This window comes from Sphingomonas sp. Root720, assembly GCF_001428605.1.
In the GTDB taxonomy this organism is placed as follows: domain Bacteria; phylum Pseudomonadota; class Alphaproteobacteria; order Sphingomonadales; family Sphingomonadaceae; genus Rhizorhabdus.
The window spans coordinates 267135-282545 of the sequence record NZ_LMID01000013.1; the positions used below are offsets into that span (position 1 = coordinate 267135).

The window sequence follows — 15411 nt, forward strand, 5'->3', positions numbered from 1 at the left end:
CTGAGACCCCGGCCTTCGCTGGGGGGTGACGTTCAATTGTTACAGGTCGATCAACAGGCGGGTCGGATCCTCGATCGCGTTCTTGATCGCGACGAGGAAGGTGACCGCCTCGCGGCCGTCGATCAGGCGATGATCGTAGCTGAGCGCCAGATACATCATCGGACGCGCCACGATCTGTCCGTCGCGGACGACCGGACGTTCCTCTATCCGGTGCAGGCCGAGGACGCCCGCCTGCGGCGGATTGATGATCGGGGTCGACATCAGCGAGCCGAAGACGCCACCGTTCGAGATGGTGAAGGTACCGCCCTTCATCTCTTCGAGCTTGAGCGTGCCGGCCTTCGCGCGGGCGCCGAAGTCGCCGATCGTCTTCTCGATCCCCGCGACCGACAGGTCCTGCGCGTCGCGGATCACCGGGACGACCAGTCCGTTCGGGGCCGAGACCGCGACCGACACGTCGACATAGTCGCGATAGACGATCTCGTCGCCCTCGATCGAGGCGTTGACCGCGGGCACGTCCCGCAGCGCCATGCAGGCGGCCTTCACGAAGAAGCCCATGAAGCCGAGGCGGACGCCATGCTTCTTCTCGAACAGGTCCTTATACTTGTTCCGGGCCTCGATCACCGCCGTCATGTCGACGTCGTTGAAGGTGGTCAGGATCGCCGCGGTGTTCTGGGCCTCCTTGAGGCGGCTCGCGACGGTCTGGCGCAGGCGGGTCATGCGGACCCGTTCCTCGCGGCGCTCCCCCGCCGGAGCGGCAGCAGCGGCGGGAGCCGGAGCAGCGGCGGCCGGAGCCGCGGGCGTCGCCGGCTTGGGCTGGGTCTTCGCGGCGCTGATCACGTCGTCCTTGGTCAGGCGGCCGTCCTTGCCGGTGCCCTTGATCTTGGACGGGTCGACGCCATGCTCCAGAACCGCACGACGAACCGACGGCGACAGGGTGACCGGGTCGCCATTCTCCTCGACCGGCGCGGCGGCCGGCTCGGCCGGGGCCGCGGCCTCGGCCTGGCCGATCGCGTTGCGGTTCTCGACCGCCGGGGTCGCGGAGGTCGCGGCCGAAGCCCCTTCCTGGATCCGCGCGATCACCGCGCCGACATTGACCGTATCGCCTTCGCTGACGACGAGCTCGGCCAGCACGCCGGCGACCGGGGCCGGAACCTCGACCGATACCTTGTCGGTCTCCAGGCTGGCGATCGGCTCATCGGCCTTCACGGCCTCGCCGGGCTTTTTGAGCCACTGGCCCAGCGTCGCTTCGGTGATCGATTCGCCGAGCGTCGGCACCACCACATCGGTTGCCATCTTACTTACCCTTCACTTCGTGGCCGAGCGCATCGGCGATCAGTGCCGCCTGCTGGACGGCGTGGTTGCGGGCGAGGCCGGTGGCCGTCGCGGCGGCGGCCTTGCGGCCGGCATAGACGGCGCGCCTCGGCGTGCCGCCCACCTCGGTCAGGACCTTCTCGATATAGGGTTCGACGAAGGTCCACGCGCCCTGGTTCTTCGGCTCTTCCTGCGTCCACACCACGGTCTCGAGGTTGGGCATCCGGCCCATGCGCGTGATCAGCGCATCGGCCGGGAAGGGATAGAGCTGTTCGAGCCGGATGATGGTGGTGTGCTCGTCCCCGGCCGCATCGCGGGCCTCTGCCAGCTCGTAGAAGAGCTTGCCCGAGACCAGGACCACGCGGCGGACATCCTTGTCCTCGGGCGGATTGGTGTCGGACAGGACGCGCTGGAAGCGGGTCTCGCCCATCATGTCCTCGGCCGTCGATACCGCCGACTTGTGGCGGAGCAGCGACTTCGGGGTCATGATGATCAGCGGCTTGCGGAACTTGCGGGCCATCTGCCGGCGCAGGATGTGATAATAATTGGCCGGCGTCGTGCAGTTCGCGACCTGCATATTGTCCTCGGCGCAGAGCTGGAGATAGCGCTCCAGGCGGGCCGAGCTGTGCTCGGGCCCCTGCCCTTCATAGCCGTGCGGCAGCAGCATGACGAGGCCGTTGACCCGCAGCCACTTCGCCTCGCCGGACGAGATGAACTGGTCGACGATCACCTGCGCGCCGTTGGCGAAGTCGCCGAACTGCGCTTCCCACATGACCAGCGTGTTGGGCGCCGCCGATGCATAGCCATATTCGAAACCGAGCACGCCGAACTCGCTGAGCGGGCTGTCGAGCACCTGGAAGCGGCGATCGAGCGCGGACAGCGGGATATATTTGTGCCCGTCCTTCTGGTCGACCCAGACCGCATGACGCTGGCTGAAGGTGCCACGCCCCGAGTCCTGCCCCGACAGGCGGACGCCATAGCCGTCCTTGAGCAGCGATCCGAACGCCAGCGCCTCGGCGGTCGCCCAGTCGAAGCCACGGCCCGACGCGAACATTTCCTTCTTGGCGTCGAGGATGCGGTTCAGCGTCTTGTGGATCGACAGACCCTCGGGAACGGTAGTGAGCTGGCGGCCCAATTCTTCCAGCATATCCCCGGAGATGCCGGTGACGGCGGCGCGGCGCTCGGTGATCGCCTCGCGCGGCTCGGCGAAACCCGTCCAGTCGCCTTCGAACCAGTCGGCCTTGTTGACCTTGTAGCCCTTGCCCGCTTCGAATTCGTTTTCGAGATGGGCGATGAACTCGCCTTCGGTCCTGGCGGTCCACTCGGCGTCGATCACGCCTTCCTGCACCAGACGGGCGCTATAGATCGCGCTGATCGGCGGATGCTGGCGGATCGCCTCGTACATCAGCGGCTGGGTGAAGCCCGGCTCGTCGCCTTCGTTATGGCCGAAGCGGCGATAGCACCACATGTCGATCACGACATCGCGCTTGAAGGTCTGGCGGAACTCGGTCGCTACCTTGCAGGCGAAGGTGACCGCTTCGGGGTCGTCGCCGTTCACGTGCAGGATCGGCGCCTGCACCATCTTCGCGATGTCCGACGGATAGGGCGAAGAGCGCGCGAACTGCGGCGAGGTGGTGAAGCCCACCTGGTTGTTGATCACGAAATGGATGGTACCGCCGGTGTTGTAGCCGCGCAGGCCCGAAAAGCCGAAGCACTCCATGATGATGCCCTGGCCCGCGAAGGCGGCGTCGCCGTGCAGCAGGATCGGCAGCACCTTCGACCGCTCGAGATCGTCGAGCTTGGTCTGCTTGGCGCGCGACTTGCCCAGCACCACTGGATTGACGCATTCGAGGTGCGACGGGTTCGGCGCGAGGCTGAGATGGACGTGGTTGCCGTCGAACTCACGGTCGGTCGAGGTGCCGAGGTGATATTTGACGTCGCCCGAGCCGCCGACGTCCTCCGGATTGGCAGAGCCACCCGCGAACTCGTTGAAGATCGCGCGATAGGGCTTCGCCATGACGTTGGAGAGGACGTTGAGGCGGCCGCGATGGGCCATGCCCATCACCACCTCGTTGACGCCATAGGCACCCGAATATTTGATCACCGCCTCGAGCGCGGGGACCATCGATTCACCGCCGTCGAGGCCGAAGCGCTTGGTGCCGACATATTTGCGGCCCAGGAATTTCTCCCACTGCTCGGCGTGGATCACCTTGGTGAGGATCGCCTTCTTGCCCTCGGGCGTGAAGCTGATCTCGGCATCCTTGCCTTCCATCCGCGCCTGGAGGAAGCGCCGCTCCTCGACATCGCCGATGTGCATATATTCGAGGCCGACGCTGCCGCAGTAATTCCTGCGGAGGATCTCGAGAATCTCGCGCGGAGTCGCCCAGTCGAGGCCCAGGACACCGCCGATATAGACCTGGCGATCCATGTCGCCTTCGGTGAACCCATGCCATGCCGGGGTCAGGTCCTCCGACTCCTCGCGCTGCGAGAGGCCGAGCGGGTCGAGATTGGCGAGCAGATGGCCGCGCACCCGATAGGTACGGATCAGCATGATCGCGCGGATCGAGTCGAGCGCGCGCGCTTCCACGTCCGCCTGGCTCGCGGCCACCGGTGCGGCTGCGGCCGGTGCCGACGCTGCTCCGGGCTTGGCGGACTTCTTGGCCGCCTCCATCTGGGTCGGATCGAGCGCCGCGGTCAACGCGTCGGTGCTGGTCGGCGGCCAGTTGCTGCGGGCCCAGCTGGGTCCCGAGACCTCAGCCTCGACGCCGGCGAAATAGTCCTGCCAGCTCTGCTCCACGCTCGACTTGTCCGAGCGATATTGACGATAAAGCGATTCAACGAAGGAAGCGCTAACTCCCTCCGGTCCGTCGAACTCGACGCCTTCGATACCCATCTTACCATCCTTGTCTGCACCCACCCCGGGACTCAGGCCCGAAGCACAGCAATTTCGGTCGATACACTCGATCTATGTTAACCTGGCGTGAAACGCCCCCCGTCCGAAGACGGGGTTGGTCTTATCCCTTCAGGACCTCTGCCAGAGTCGTGCCGAGCTCCGAGGGGCTCGCCGCGACCTTGATCCCTGCCGCTTCCATCGCGGCTATCTTGTCCTCGGCGCCGCCCTGGCCGCCCGAGACGATCGCCCCGGCATGGCCCATCCGGCGGCCCGGAGGCGCCGTGCGGCCCGCGATGAAGCCCGCCATGGGCTTGCTGCGGCCGCGCTTCGCCTCGTCGCGCAGGAACTGCGCGGCTTCTTCCTCGGCCGACCCGCCGATCTCGCCGATCATGATGATCGACGTGGTCTCGTCGTCGGCCAGGAACAGTTCGAGCACGTCGATGAAGTTCGTCCCGTTGACCGGGTCACCGCCGATGCCGACCGCCGTGGTCTGACCCAGGCCGATGGCCGTGGTCTGGAACACCGCTTCATAGGTAAGCGTCCCCGAGCGGGAAACAACGCCGACCGAGCCCTTCTTGAAGATCGAACCCGGCATGATGCCGATCTTGCACTCGTTCGGGGTCAGGACACCCGGGCAATTCGGTCCGATCAGACGCGACTTCGAGCCCTGCAGGGCACGCTTCACCCGGATCATGTCGATCACGGGAATGCCCTCGGTGATGGCAACGATGAGGGGAACCTCGGCGTCGATCGCCTCGAGGATCGAGTCGGCCGCGAAGGGCGGCGGAACATAGACGACGCTGGCATCGGCACCGGTGGCGGCAACCGCCTCGTGGACGGTGTCGAAGTTCGGCAGGCCGATATGGGTGGTCCCACCCTTGCCCGGCGTGACGCCGCCGACCATCTTGGTCCCGTAGGCGAGCGCCTGCTCGGTGTGGAACGTGCCCGTGTTACCGGTCATGCCCTGGGTGATGACCTTGGTATTCTTGTTGACCAGGATACTCATAAGTCGGTTGAACCTTCCTTCCGCCTGGGGAGACGCTGTTTAACGGGCCTCAGGCCAGCGAGCTGTCGATGCCCTTGCAGGCGACCAGCAATTCCTTGACCGCGTCGACCGAGACCTGGAGGTTGGCCTTGGCCTCCTCCGACAGCTCGATCTCGACAATCTTTTCGACGCCGTTCGCGCCGATAATGACGGGAACGCCGACATACAGGTTGTCGACGCCATATTCGCCGTTCAGGTAGACGGCGGCCGGCAGGACGCGCTTCTTGTCCTTCAGGTAGCTCTCGGCCATCGCGATCGCCGAGGTGGCGGGCGCATAGAAGGCCGAGCCGGTCTTCAGCAGGGCGACGATCTCGCCGCCGCCGCTGCGGGTGCGCTGCACGATCGCGTCGATGCGCTCCTGGGTCGACCAGCCCATCTTGATCAGGTCGGGGATCGGGATGCCGGCAACGGTCGAATATTCGACGACCGGGACCATGGTGTCGCCATGACCGCCGAGCACGAAGGTGGTGATGTCCTGGACCGAGACGTTGAACTCCTCGGCGAGGAACGCCGCGAAGCGCGACGAGTCGAGCACGCCGGCCATGCCGACGACCTTGGCGTGCGGCAGACCCGAGAATTCGCGCAGCGCCCACACCATCGCGTCGAGCGGATTGGTGATGCAGATGACGAAGGCGTCGGGAGCGTTGGCCTTGATGCCTTCGCCGACGGCCTTCATGACCTTCAGGTTGATGCCGAGCAGATCGTCGCGGCTCATGCCCGGCTTGCGGGCGACGCCGGCGGTGACGATGATGACGTCCGCGCCCGCGATATCGGCATAATCGTTGGTGCCCTTGAGCTTCGCGTCGAAGCCCTCGACCGGTGCGCACTGCGACAGGTCTAGCGCCTTGCCCTGCGGCACGCCCTCGACCACGTCGAACAGAACGACGTCGCCCAGTTCCTTCGAAGCGGCCAGATGCGCGAGCGTCCCACCGATATTGCCAGCACCGATCAACGCAATTTTAGTACGAGCCATCCGACTCCTCCGACATGAAGATCGCATAGGAAGGCGCCCACGCGATCGTGGGAGCCTGAATTGCGAGGCCCGCTTAGCCCCGTGATCCCGCCGGGGCAACCATTGCATGGGCGGCGGACCCAAGTTTTTTCGGAGGGGCGGAAAGATGCGTTTGGTGCCAGACCACGTCGTGATGGAGCCCGCCGCCTAAATAGGGAACCCGCCTCTCTTGCGTCATTTCAGCGAAAGCTCGAATCCCGCTGCCTTGCGCCTCCGGGAGCGGGCGGAAGAAAAGCGTCACCCCGGCTCCGCGCGCGACGCCCTCACGCCTCCAGGCCATGCCCCGCGGCGAGATAGTCCTGGCTGCGCATCTCCATCAGGCGCGAAACGGTGCGCTCGAACTCGAAGGCGCCGTCGCCGTCGGGATAAAGATTCTCCGGCTCGGCCTCGGCGGTCGCCAGCAGCTTCACCTTATGCTCGTAGAGCGCATCGATCAGCACCTTGAAACGCGCCGCCTCGTTGCGCTTCTCCGGCGTCAGCAACGGGATGCCGACGATGATCACGGTGTGGTAGGCGCGCGCGATCGCCAGATAGTCGGCGGCGCCGCGGGCCTCGGCACAGAGTCGCTTGAACGAGAAGACCGCGACGCCCTTCAGGCTCTTGGGCACATGCAGGGTGCGCCCGCCGGGCACGGCGATGTCGGCGACGGGGACGTGCGCCTTGTCCTCGGGCGGATAGTCGGTCAGCCGGAAGAAGGCTTCCGACACGGCGGCGCTCGCCTCGGGGCCGTTCGGAGTATACCAGACCGGCATGCCGCCCAGCCGCTCGAGCCGGTAGTCGGTCGGGCCATTCAGCGAGAGCACGTCCAGCCGCGTCTCGATCAGATCGATGAACGGCAGGAAGAGCTGGCGGTTGAGGCCGTCCTTGTAGAGGTCGCCCGGCGGACGGTTCGACGTCGTCACCACGGTCACGCCGGCATCGACGATCAGCCCGGTGAACAGCCGGCTGAGGATGGCCGCGTCGGCCATGTTGTTGACGACCATCTCGTCGAACGCGAGCAGCTTGGCCTCGGCGGCGATCGCCTCGACCACCGGCGGGATCGGATCGCCCTTCTCCTTGGCGCGCTCCACCCGCAGGCGCTCATGCACCTCGATCATGAATTCGTGGAAATGGACCCGCCGCTTCGCGCCGACCCGGACGCAGTCGTAGAACAGGTCCATCAGCATCGACTTGCCGCGGCCGACCCCGCCCCACATGTAGAGCCCGCGCACCGGAGGCGGCGCCTTGCGGAGCATGCGCCACAGCACGCTGCCCTTGGCCGGCTGCTCCTCGAGCGCCCCGGCGAGCGCGTTCAGCCGCTCGACGGTGGCGCGCTGGTCGGGATCGGGGCGCAGTTCGCCGGCCGCGACCATCTCTTCATAGCGGGCGATGACGCTGGTCATTGCGCGGCCTTGCGGATCAAGCCCATGAAAGCGGCGACCATGGCGCCCGCCTGCTCGACCGTGCCGCGCAGGAAGATCATCCGCCCGGTCTCGCGGGTCACCTCGACGATCATGTCGATCGGGCTGCCGATGTCGGCGGCGCTGGCGAACTGGGTACTCAGTTCGACCGTGACTCCGCGCGGCGACCGCGCGTCTCCCAGCGCGAGCGGAGCGACGAACAGGCCGACATCGATCAGGGTCAGCAGCGCGCCGCCATGGACCTTGTCGCCGAGATTGGCGTGGTTCGCCTGCGGGAACAGGCGGATGAGCGCACGATCGCCGTCGCGGCGCACGGCGAGGTCGCCGAGCACCGCGTTGAAGCGAGTCTTGTCCTTGATCTCCCACCGGGACCAGCCCGGCATGTCGGGATGTGGACCGAAGCGGTAGAGGTCCGTGTCTATGTCCACGACGCTACGAGATCAGAGCTGGCGTTCGACCACCATCTTCTTGATCTCGCCGATCGCCTTGGCCGGGCTCAGGCCCTTCGGGCAGACATTGGCGCAGTTCATGATCGTGTGGCAGCGATAGAGCCGGAACGGATCCTCGAGCTCGTCGAGCCGCTCGCCGGTCATCTCGTCGCGGCTGTCGGCCAGCCAGCGATAGGCCTGGAGCAGGATAGCCGGGCCGAGGAACTTGTCGCTGTTCCACCAGTAGCTCGGGCACGAGGTCGAGCAGCAGGCGCACAGGATGCACTCGTACAGGCCATCGAGCTTGTTGCGGTCGTCGGGCGACTGGAGCCGTTCCTTGCCCGAGGGATTGGGGGTGACCGTCTTCAGCCAGGGCTGGATCGACGCATATTGCGCGTAGAAATGCGTGAAGTCGGGAACCAGGTCCTTGATCACGTCCATGTGCGGCAAGGGGGTGACGCGGACCTCGCCCTTGCAATCCTCGATCGCGGTGGTGCAGGCGAGGCCGTTCTTGCCGTTCATGTTCATCGAACAGGAACCGCAGATGCCCTCGCGGCACGAACGGCGGAAGGTGACCGACGGATCCTGCTCGCTCTTGATCTTGATCAGCGCGTCGAGAACCATCGGGCCGCATTCGGCAAGGTCGATCTCGAACGTGTCGTAGCGCGGATTTTCGCCGCTGTCGGGATCGTAACGATAGATCTTGAAGGACTTCACGTCCTTGGCGCCGGGGGCCGCCTTATGGACCTTGCCGTTCTTCTTGATCTTGCTGTTCTTCGGAAGCGCGAACTCGGCCATGACTCGGTGCCCCTTGCTTGGTTGGTGCCGCGATAGCGAATAGATTCGCACGGCTCAACACCTGAGCGCATCCCTTGCACGGACAAGGGGATAATCTAAAGCGAACGCATGTCGCCAGCGCCCCCTCCCGAGCTTCCGCCCGGTTCGCGTCAGGTCGCCAAGGGCGCCGGCACCGCCTTGCTCGCCCGGGCCGGCGGCGTCATCGAGATCATCTCCCAGCCGCTCTACGTCTGGCTGTTCGGCCTGCCGACCTACGGGCTGTACATGGTCCTCTGGTCGGCAGTGAACCTGATCGAGAATATCGCCGATCTCGGCATGACGAGCGCGCTGCAGCGCGTCGTGCCCCAGGCGAAGGACGATGCCGAGCGCGCCGCCGCGCTCCGCCAGGCGATGCTGCTGGGCCTGGTGCCGTGCATCCTGATCGCGCTCGCCGCCAGCCTGGGGGCGCACTGGATCGCCGAGGTCGTGAACGTCGCCCCCAAGGACCGCGACAAGCTGGCGACCGGCATCGCGATCTTCGCCTGGGCCCTGCCCTTCTGGGCCTATGTCGAGATCGCCACCTCGGCGCTGCGCGCGCGCAAGGCGTTCGGGCCCGAGATCCGGCTGCGGGTGATGTGGGAACAGATGCTCCGCATGGTCGCCGCCACGCTGCTCGCCGCGCTCGGCGCCGGCACGCTGGGGCTGCTGATCGCCCATCTCTGCTCGCTGGCGATCACCTGCATCTTCTCCACCCGGCTGCTCGCCCGTTATTACCGGCTCGATCTGGTGCTGCGGGTCCCCTCGACCCCGGCGATGACGGCGAAGACCCTATATGCCGGCATCTCGGTGCTGCCGTCGAACATCGTCAACCGGCTGTTCAGCGACGCGCCGCCCCTCATCCTCAACCTGATCATCCCCGGCGCCGCGGGGGCCAGCGCCGCCGGCCTGTTCGCGATCGCCCGCAAGATCGCCAGCGGCGTCCAGCTGATCCGCCAGGCCTTCTCCTATGTGATGGCGCCGCTCGCGTCCGAAGCGGTGCGCCACGATATCCGCCATGTCGCCGAGATCTACGGCTTCGCTACCCGCCTCACGATCGTCGTCGCGACTCCCGTCGTCTGCACGATCGCAGGCGGTGGCCGTGCGCTGCTCGGCTTCTTCGGGCCCGGCGCGCAGGCCGCCTATCTGGCGCTGGCACTGCTCACCTTCACCCGCCTGATCGAGGCGGTGGCGGGGCAGGCCTCGGCGATCCAGTCGGTGATCAGCCGCTACCATCACCCGCTGGTCGGCAGCGCGATCGGCCTCGCGGTGTCGCTGACGCTCGGCGCGCTGCTGCTGCCGCAGGGCGGGATGGACGGCATGGCGATCGCGGTGTCGGCCGGGATCGCGGTGTCGGTGATAACCCCGATGATCCAGCTCTGGCACCATCAGCACATCCACCCCTTCGCCCCGCCCTTCGCCCGCGCGGCGGGCGTGGCGCTGGCGGTCGGCGTCGCGATCTTCATCGCCTCGGAACTGCTCTGGCCGTTCCACCACGGCATCCGTACCGGCATCGGCGCGGTGCTCCTGATCGCCGGCATCTGGGTCTCGGGCCGCTTCGGGCTCAGTCGCGATGACAAGCTGGCGCTGGGCAAGACGGCACGGAAACTGCGGTTGCTGTAGACGCCGAGGATGATCCGGATGACCGCCATCGACCAGTTGCCGGGGATAAGCAGCCCTCCTGATATGTAAACTATCATGCGGGGCGGGATAAAAACGGGGCGCCCAGCCGTTATCTCCATGGCTGGTCCCCCAAGGCATCCCGGCCTGAAAGAGGGGCGCGCCGGCTATCTGCCTTACCGGTCGGCGCGCCCCAGTTTTGCCGTTCCCCTGACTGCCCGCAGGCCCTACTGCGCCGCCCGCTTCCGCAGGATATCCTCCGCCATCGCATGGTCGGACGGCTTGTCGACGTCGACGCAGGCTTCCGCATAGGGCAGCAGCACCGCCTTCGCACGGATGTCGAGCCGCCTGCTCACCCGCTCGATCGCGCCGCGCAGGGTCAGCAGGCGCAGCGCGATCATCAGCGACAGGCCGATGCCGAAGGCGCCGAGCACCGCGCGGGCCTTCTTGCGCTGCTGCTCGACCCGGCACCAGATGGCGAGCACCTTGCGCGCCTCCGGGCTGCCGAGCCAGAAGAGGTTCGCCCCCGAATAGGCGCCGCCGCGAAACGGCAGCCAAGTGCGCTTGTTGCCGGGATAGGCGGCCTCCAGTACCTGCTTCTCGACCAGCGCCACCGCGATGTCGGCCCCGGCGGCGCCGACTTTGAACCGGTCGATCATCGCATCGTCGAGCAGGACGTTGTCGGCGGTTGTCAGCAGGAAGGGATAGGCCTGCGGCATCGCGCGGATCGTCGCGTCGATCGCCTCGACGATCGAATCCCCGCAATCGCGGACCATCACCCGCGCCTCGTCGCGCAGCCAGCTGGTGGCCGGATGATCGAGCAGCGCGTCGGCCCGCTGGGCAAGGATGACGATGCGCTTCACGTCGCTGCGGGCGGCGAGCGTGCTGCCCACCCAGGCGAGCATCGGCTGCCCCGCCACGTCGATCAGCGCCTTGAAGGGCTGGCCGAAATGCTCCGCGAGGGGATCGACGCCGGGGCGCTGGCCGGCCAGGACGATCGCGGTAAAACCCGAGTTTGTCATGTTCCTGCCTTGCCAGTCCGGCGTGGGATGGGCAAGGAACCCGCCACGTCAATCCGTCTATGGTGGTCATGAATAGTAGCATCGCGTCGAGCGTCCGATCGATCGGAACCAACCCCACGTCCATCTGGGGCATGTCCAGCGCGGAGCGCCTGCGCCGGATCGCCAAGGCACAGAAGCTGCGTTGCCGGGACCAGGGCGATGGACCGGCGCTGCTGGTCGCGGCCAGCCATGTTTTCGAGCCGGCCTGGCTGAAATTCATGGCCGACAAGCCGGGCCGGGTGCTGACCCTGAACGGCGAGAAGGTGATCGCGCACGTCACCGAGGACAGCGGCGGCGGCTTCCCCGAGGGGTTGGACGAGGTCCGGGTCGAGGACAATCGCGTCTTCTACAACGCCACGCTGCGCAAGCGCGAGGAGCCGGTGATCGAGAAGCTCGAACCGGGCACGGTCAAGGCAATCGAGCGCAAGACCTATTTCGGCGCCTATAAGGGCGTGACCGACGTCCTGACCAAATATCTGTGGCCCGAATGGGCGCTGGTGCTGACCCGCGTGGCCGCGAAGATCGGCATGTCGCCCAACCAGGTGACGGCGATCGGCGCCGCGCTGTGCGTCCTCGCCACCTGGCTGTTCTGGATCGGCGACTATTGGTGGGGGATGGCCGCGGGCCTCGTCTTCATGGTGCTCGATACGGTCGACGGCAAGCTCGCCCGCTGCACGATCACCTCCAGCGAATGGGGCAATGTCTTCGACCATGGCATCGACCTGGTCCATCCGCCTTTCTGGTGGTGGGCCTGGGGCGTCGGCCTCGCGCATTGGGGGCTCGCCTTCACCCACCTCGAATTCACGCTGGTGATGATCGCGATCGTCGGCGGCTATGTGATCCAGCGCGGCATCGAAGGCGCCTTCCTGCGTCGCTTCAACGGCATGCACATCCATGTCTGGGAGAAGATCGACAGCGACTTCCGGCTGATCACGGCGCGGCGCAATCCGAACATGGTGATCCTGTTCGTCGCCACGCTGTTCCAGCGGCCCGACATCGGCCTGATCGCCGTGGCGGTGTGGACCGTGCTATCCTGCCTGTTCCACGCGGTCCGGCTGCTCCAGGCGCTGCGCCGTCGCAAGCGCGGCGTGAAGATCCGGTCCTGGCTGGTGGTGTGACGCCCTAGGGAGGACGATGATGGCGAACGCGACGATCGAGAAATTCGGCTGGCCGGCGAGCCTGATCCGCGATTATCGCCACTGGGTCGTGCTGCTGCGCCCCGCCCAGCCGACGCTCGGCGCGCTGGTCCTCGCGGCCAAATACGACGCGACCGCCTTCGGCGACCTGCCGGCCGAGGCGCATGCCGAGTTGAAGACCGTCACCGCCGAGATCGAGGCCGCGCTGCGCCAGGCGGTCGCCTATCAGAAGCTCAACTATCTGATGCTGATGATGGTCGATCCGCACGTCCATTTCCACGTCGTTCCCCGCTACGAGGGCGAGCGCGAGCATGGCGGCATTTCGGTCACCGATGCCGGCTGGCCGGGCCAGCCCGCGCTGGGCCAGGCGGTCGCCCTGACCGCCGACCAGATCGAGGGCCTCTCGGCCTGGCTCAAACGGCTGTGGCCGTCCTGATCCCTTCCCGCGGGTAGCGCGCTTGCCGGCATGGGTCTAAGCTGGCCGGAGCGGGCAACGGCAAGGGACGATCGGACCATGGGCACCGAAAAGGATCGCGACAAGGCGAACAGACCTTCGGGCGCCGCCATCGTCAAGGACAGTGCGGCGCAGGATCATATCCGCAACGGCGACCCGCATCCCGTCCGCGACGCCGGCCCGGAGGAAATGCGCGACGAGGACGGCAAGGATTGGGACGCGGTCGACGAGGGATCGGACGAATCCTTTCCCGCGAGCGACCCGCCGAACTATTCGCGGCCCGGAAAGGACTGAAAGAGCCGGCCCTTGGCCGTCAGCGCCCCGCCACCCAGCCTTCGGTCAGCGCCCGCGCGATCGGCAGGTCCTCGGGGAAATCGACCTCGGCCCATTTCAGCCCCTCGATCGACACGGTGCCGACGACGCCCGATGGCGCCAGCGCGTGGATCGCCTTGAGGTACCAGTTGAGCACCCCCTCGGGGGTCCGCATCATCGCCTCGACCTGGCTGCGGAAGATCGCGGGCCCCTCGCCCTTGAAGGCGAGCATCCCGATCGACTCGGCGTTGGTCTCGTTGGGCTCAAGCCGCTTGCCGATCTGCAGCAGCCGGTCGCCGTCGCGCTGAACCTTCATGTCGTCGAGGTCATAGCTGTCCTTGACGTCGATGGTGACGGTGATCGGCGCGGTCGCGCCGGCGATCAGGCGACCGACGATCTCGGGCGAGACCAACGTATCGCCGTTGAGGATGATGAAGTCCTGGTCCATCTCCTCGCGCACGATCCAGCAGGAGCCGAGATTGTCGGCGACCTTGTAGAAGGGATTGAAGCACGTGCGGATGGCAACGCCGGGATGCCGGATCGCGGCCAGCGCCGCCGTCAGCTTCTCGTCGCGGAAGCCGGTGACGACCGCGATCTCGGTGATGCCGTTGGCCGCGAGCGATTCGATCTGCCAGGCGATCAGGCTCTTGCCGGCGAAGTCGATAAGGCACTTCGGCTGGTCGGCCGTCAGCGGCAGCAGCCGCGACCCCTGACCGGCCGCGAGAATGATGGCTTTCTTCATGGACGCGGGGCCCTAAGCCGGAATTGCGGCGAGATGATGAAAGGCCCGGGGCGATCGTTCCGGGAGCGCTTTCATCGGGCGGCGAACAGGTCCGGATAACGACGCGGCTGGCTGCGCAGATATTGCGGCGGCGCCTTTACCTGCGCGCCGAAATGGGCGGCGGCATGCCATGGCCAACGCGGATCGTAGAGGATCGTCCGCGCCAGCGCGATCATGTCCGCGTCGCCTGTGCCGACGATCGCCTCTGCCTGCTCGAAATCGGTGATCAGGCCGACCGCGATCACCGGAATGCCCACCGCCTGCCGCACCGCTCGCGCCAGCGGCACCTGATAGCTCGGCCCGACCGGAATTCGCTGGTTGACCGGATCGATTCCGCCGCTCGACACGTGGATCGCAGCGGCGCCCCGTGCCTCCACGGCCCGGGCGAAGACGATCGTCTGCTCGACGTCCCAGCCGCCGTCGAGCCAGTCGGTTCCCGACACGCGCACCGTCACGGGCCGTTCCACCGGGAAGACCGCCCGCACCGCATCGAAAACCTCGAGCGGGAAGCGCATCCGGTTCTCCAGGCTTCCGCCATAGTCGTCCTCCCGCCGGTTCGAGACCGGGGAGAGGAATTCGTGCAGCAGATAGCCATGCGCGGCGTGGATCTGGATGGCATCGATGCCCAGCCGGGCCGCCCGGCCCGCCGCCGACACGAAGGCGTCGCGGATACGGTCGAGGCCGGCGCGGTCGATGACCAGCGGAGGATTGTCGCCGGGCCGGTTCGGAACCGCCGAGGGTGCGATCGTCTGCCAGCCATGGTCATGGCCGGGCGCGATCTGCCCCTCCCCGCGCCACGGCAGGTCGGTCGACGCCTTGCGGCCGGCATGCGAGAGCTGGATCGCGATCGGCATGTCCGAATGGCGGCGGACGGCGTCCAGCACCCGCGCCATCGCCGCCTCGGTCCGATCGTCCCACAGGCCGACATCGGCATAGCTGATCCGCCCGACCGGCTCGACCGCCGTCGCCTCGATCGTCAGCAGCGCCGCCCCCGACAAGGCGAGCTGGCCGAGATGCATCAGGTGCCAGTCGGTCATCGCCCCGTCGACCGCCGAATATTGGCACATCGGTGCGACGACGATGCGGTTCTCGAGGGCGAGGCCACCGACGGTGATCGGCTGGAAGAGCTTGGCGGAGGGCATGGA

14 protein-coding genes are annotated in these 15411 nt (G+C 66.7%); 4 read left to right on the plus strand and 10 right to left on the minus strand.

The features are described 5' to 3' along the window. Positions 1-39 precede the first annotated feature (39 nt). The 7 genes from odhB to ASE22_RS18775 all read right to left on the minus strand — a co-directional run bounded on the left by odhB (position 40) and on the right by ASE22_RS18775 (position 8887). Positions 40-1293: a 2-oxoglutarate dehydrogenase complex dihydrolipoyllysine-residue succinyltransferase gene (gene odhB, locus ASE22_RS18745; protein WP_056363311.1), complete on the minus strand. Its 1254-nt coding sequence runs from the start codon at positions 1291-1293 to the stop codon at positions 40-42. Position 1294: 1 nt separating this feature from the next. Next, positions 1295-4204, minus strand: coding sequence for a 2-oxoglutarate dehydrogenase E1 component (locus ASE22_RS18750; protein WP_056363313.1), 2910 nt, complete (start codon positions 4202-4204; stop codon positions 1295-1297). Between the two features lie 121 nt (positions 4205-4325). Continuing rightward, positions 4326-5210 (minus strand): succinate--CoA ligase subunit alpha, encoded by an 885-nt coding sequence (gene sucD, locus ASE22_RS18755; protein WP_056363316.1) that lies wholly within the window; start codon positions 5208-5210, stop codon positions 4326-4328. Positions 5211-5259: 49 nt separating this feature from the next. Further along, positions 5260-6222: a malate dehydrogenase gene (mdh, locus tag ASE22_RS18760; protein ID WP_056363319.1), complete on the minus strand. Its 963-nt coding sequence runs from the start codon at positions 6220-6222 to the stop codon at positions 5260-5262. Between the two features lie 302 nt (positions 6223-6524). Beyond that, on the minus strand, positions 6525-7643 hold the full coding sequence (zapE, locus tag ASE22_RS18765; protein ID WP_056363322.1) for a cell division protein ZapE: 1119 nt from the start codon (positions 7641-7643) through the stop codon (positions 6525-6527). Then, positions 7640-8089 (minus strand): PaaI family thioesterase, encoded by a 450-nt coding sequence (locus tag ASE22_RS18770; protein WP_235536288.1) that lies wholly within the window; start codon positions 8087-8089, stop codon positions 7640-7642. Before ASE22_RS18770 ends, zapE begins: the two co-directional genes overlap by 4 nt. A 12-nt stretch (positions 8090-8101) precedes the next feature. Beyond that, positions 8102-8887, minus strand: coding sequence for a succinate dehydrogenase iron-sulfur subunit (locus tag ASE22_RS18775; protein WP_056363324.1), 786 nt, complete (start codon positions 8885-8887; stop codon positions 8102-8104). Positions 8888-8995: 108 nt separating this feature from the next. Between ASE22_RS18775 and ASE22_RS18780 the strand changes: the two genes are divergently transcribed. Then, positions 8996-10525 (plus strand): oligosaccharide flippase family protein, encoded by a 1530-nt coding sequence (locus ASE22_RS18780; RefSeq protein ID WP_056363327.1) that lies wholly within the window; start codon positions 8996-8998, stop codon positions 10523-10525. 224 nt (positions 10526-10749) lie between these two features. Here the strand turns inward: ASE22_RS18780 and ASE22_RS18785 are convergent, their stop codons facing one another. Continuing rightward, entirely contained in the window at positions 10750-11544 is a 795-nt protein-coding gene (locus ASE22_RS18785; protein WP_082545879.1) for an NTP transferase domain-containing protein, read from the minus strand. A 59-nt stretch (positions 11545-11603) separates the two neighbouring features. Between ASE22_RS18785 and ASE22_RS18790 the strand changes: the two genes are divergently transcribed. From ASE22_RS18790 to ASE22_RS26300, 3 genes are all read left to right on the plus strand, one after another. Beyond that, the gene (locus tag ASE22_RS18790; RefSeq protein ID WP_443028909.1) at positions 11604-12701 is read left to right on the plus strand and encodes a CDP-alcohol phosphatidyltransferase family protein; all 1098 of its coding nucleotides are present in this window, start codon (positions 11604-11606) and stop codon (positions 12699-12701) included. A 19-nt stretch (positions 12702-12720) separates the two neighbouring features. Continuing rightward, the gene (locus ASE22_RS18795; protein ID WP_056364108.1) at positions 12721-13155 is read left to right on the plus strand and encodes an HIT family protein; all 435 of its coding nucleotides are present in this window, start codon (positions 12721-12723) and stop codon (positions 13153-13155) included. A gap of 78 nt (positions 13156-13233) precedes the next feature. Then, a complete protein-coding gene (locus ASE22_RS26300) occupies positions 13234-13467 on the plus strand; it encodes a hypothetical protein (RefSeq protein ID WP_235536289.1) in 234 nt (77 codons plus the stop codon). Between the two features lie 19 nt (positions 13468-13486). On the opposite strand, the gene ASE22_RS18805 is transcribed toward ASE22_RS26300, so the two are convergent. Next, on the minus strand, positions 13487-14227 hold the full coding sequence (locus ASE22_RS18805; protein WP_056363330.1) for a phosphocholine cytidylyltransferase family protein: 741 nt from the start codon (positions 14225-14227) through the stop codon (positions 13487-13489). Positions 14228-14298: 71 nt separating this feature from the next. Then, positions 14299-15408 (minus strand): NADH:flavin oxidoreductase/NADH oxidase, encoded by a 1110-nt coding sequence (locus ASE22_RS18810; RefSeq protein ID WP_056363333.1) that lies wholly within the window; start codon positions 15406-15408, stop codon positions 14299-14301. Positions 15409-15411: the final 3 nt, after the last annotated feature.

Bases quoted from the DNA above. Each gene is read 5' to 3' on its own strand.
- odhB (WP_056363311.1), bottom strand. From the start codon at position 1,293: ATGGCAACCGATGTGGTGGTGCCGACGCTCGGCGAATCGATCACCGAA.
- ASE22_RS18750 (WP_056363313.1), bottom strand. From the start codon at position 4,204: ATGGGTATCGAAGGCGTCGAGTTCGACGGACCGGAGGGAGTTAGCGCT.
- sucD (WP_056363316.1), bottom strand. From the start codon at position 5,210: ATGAGTATCCTGGTCAACAAGAATACCAAGGTCATCACCCAGGGCATG.
- mdh (WP_056363319.1), bottom strand. From the start codon at position 6,222: ATGGCTCGTACTAAAATTGCGTTGATCGGTGCTGGCAATATCGGTGGG.
- zapE (WP_056363322.1), bottom strand. From the start codon at position 7,643: ATGACCAGCGTCATCGCCCGCTATGAAGAGATGGTCGCGGCCGGCGAA.
- ASE22_RS18775 (WP_056363324.1), bottom strand. From the start codon at position 8,887: ATGGCCGAGTTCGCGCTTCCGAAGAACAGCAAGATCAAGAAGAACGGC.
- ASE22_RS18780 (WP_056363327.1), top strand. From the start codon at position 8,996: ATGTCGCCAGCGCCCCCTCCCGAGCTTCCGCCCGGTTCGCGTCAGGTC.
- ASE22_RS18785 (WP_082545879.1), bottom strand. From the start codon at position 11,544: ATGACAAACTCGGGTTTTACCGCGATCGTCCTGGCCGGCCAGCGCCCC.
- ASE22_RS18790 (WP_443028909.1), top strand. From the start codon at position 11,604: ATGGTGGTCATGAATAGTAGCATCGCGTCGAGCGTCCGATCGATCGGA.
- ASE22_RS18795 (WP_056364108.1), top strand. From the start codon at position 12,721: ATGGCGAACGCGACGATCGAGAAATTCGGCTGGCCGGCGAGCCTGATC.
- ASE22_RS26300 (WP_235536289.1), top strand. From the start codon at position 13,234: ATGGGCACCGAAAAGGATCGCGACAAGGCGAACAGACCTTCGGGCGCC.
- ASE22_RS18805 (WP_056363330.1), bottom strand. From the start codon at position 14,227: ATGAAGAAAGCCATCATTCTCGCGGCCGGTCAGGGGTCGCGGCTGCTG.
- ASE22_RS18810 (WP_056363333.1), bottom strand. From the start codon at position 15,408: ATGCCCTCCGCCAAGCTCTTCCAGCCGATCACCGTCGGTGGCCTCGCC.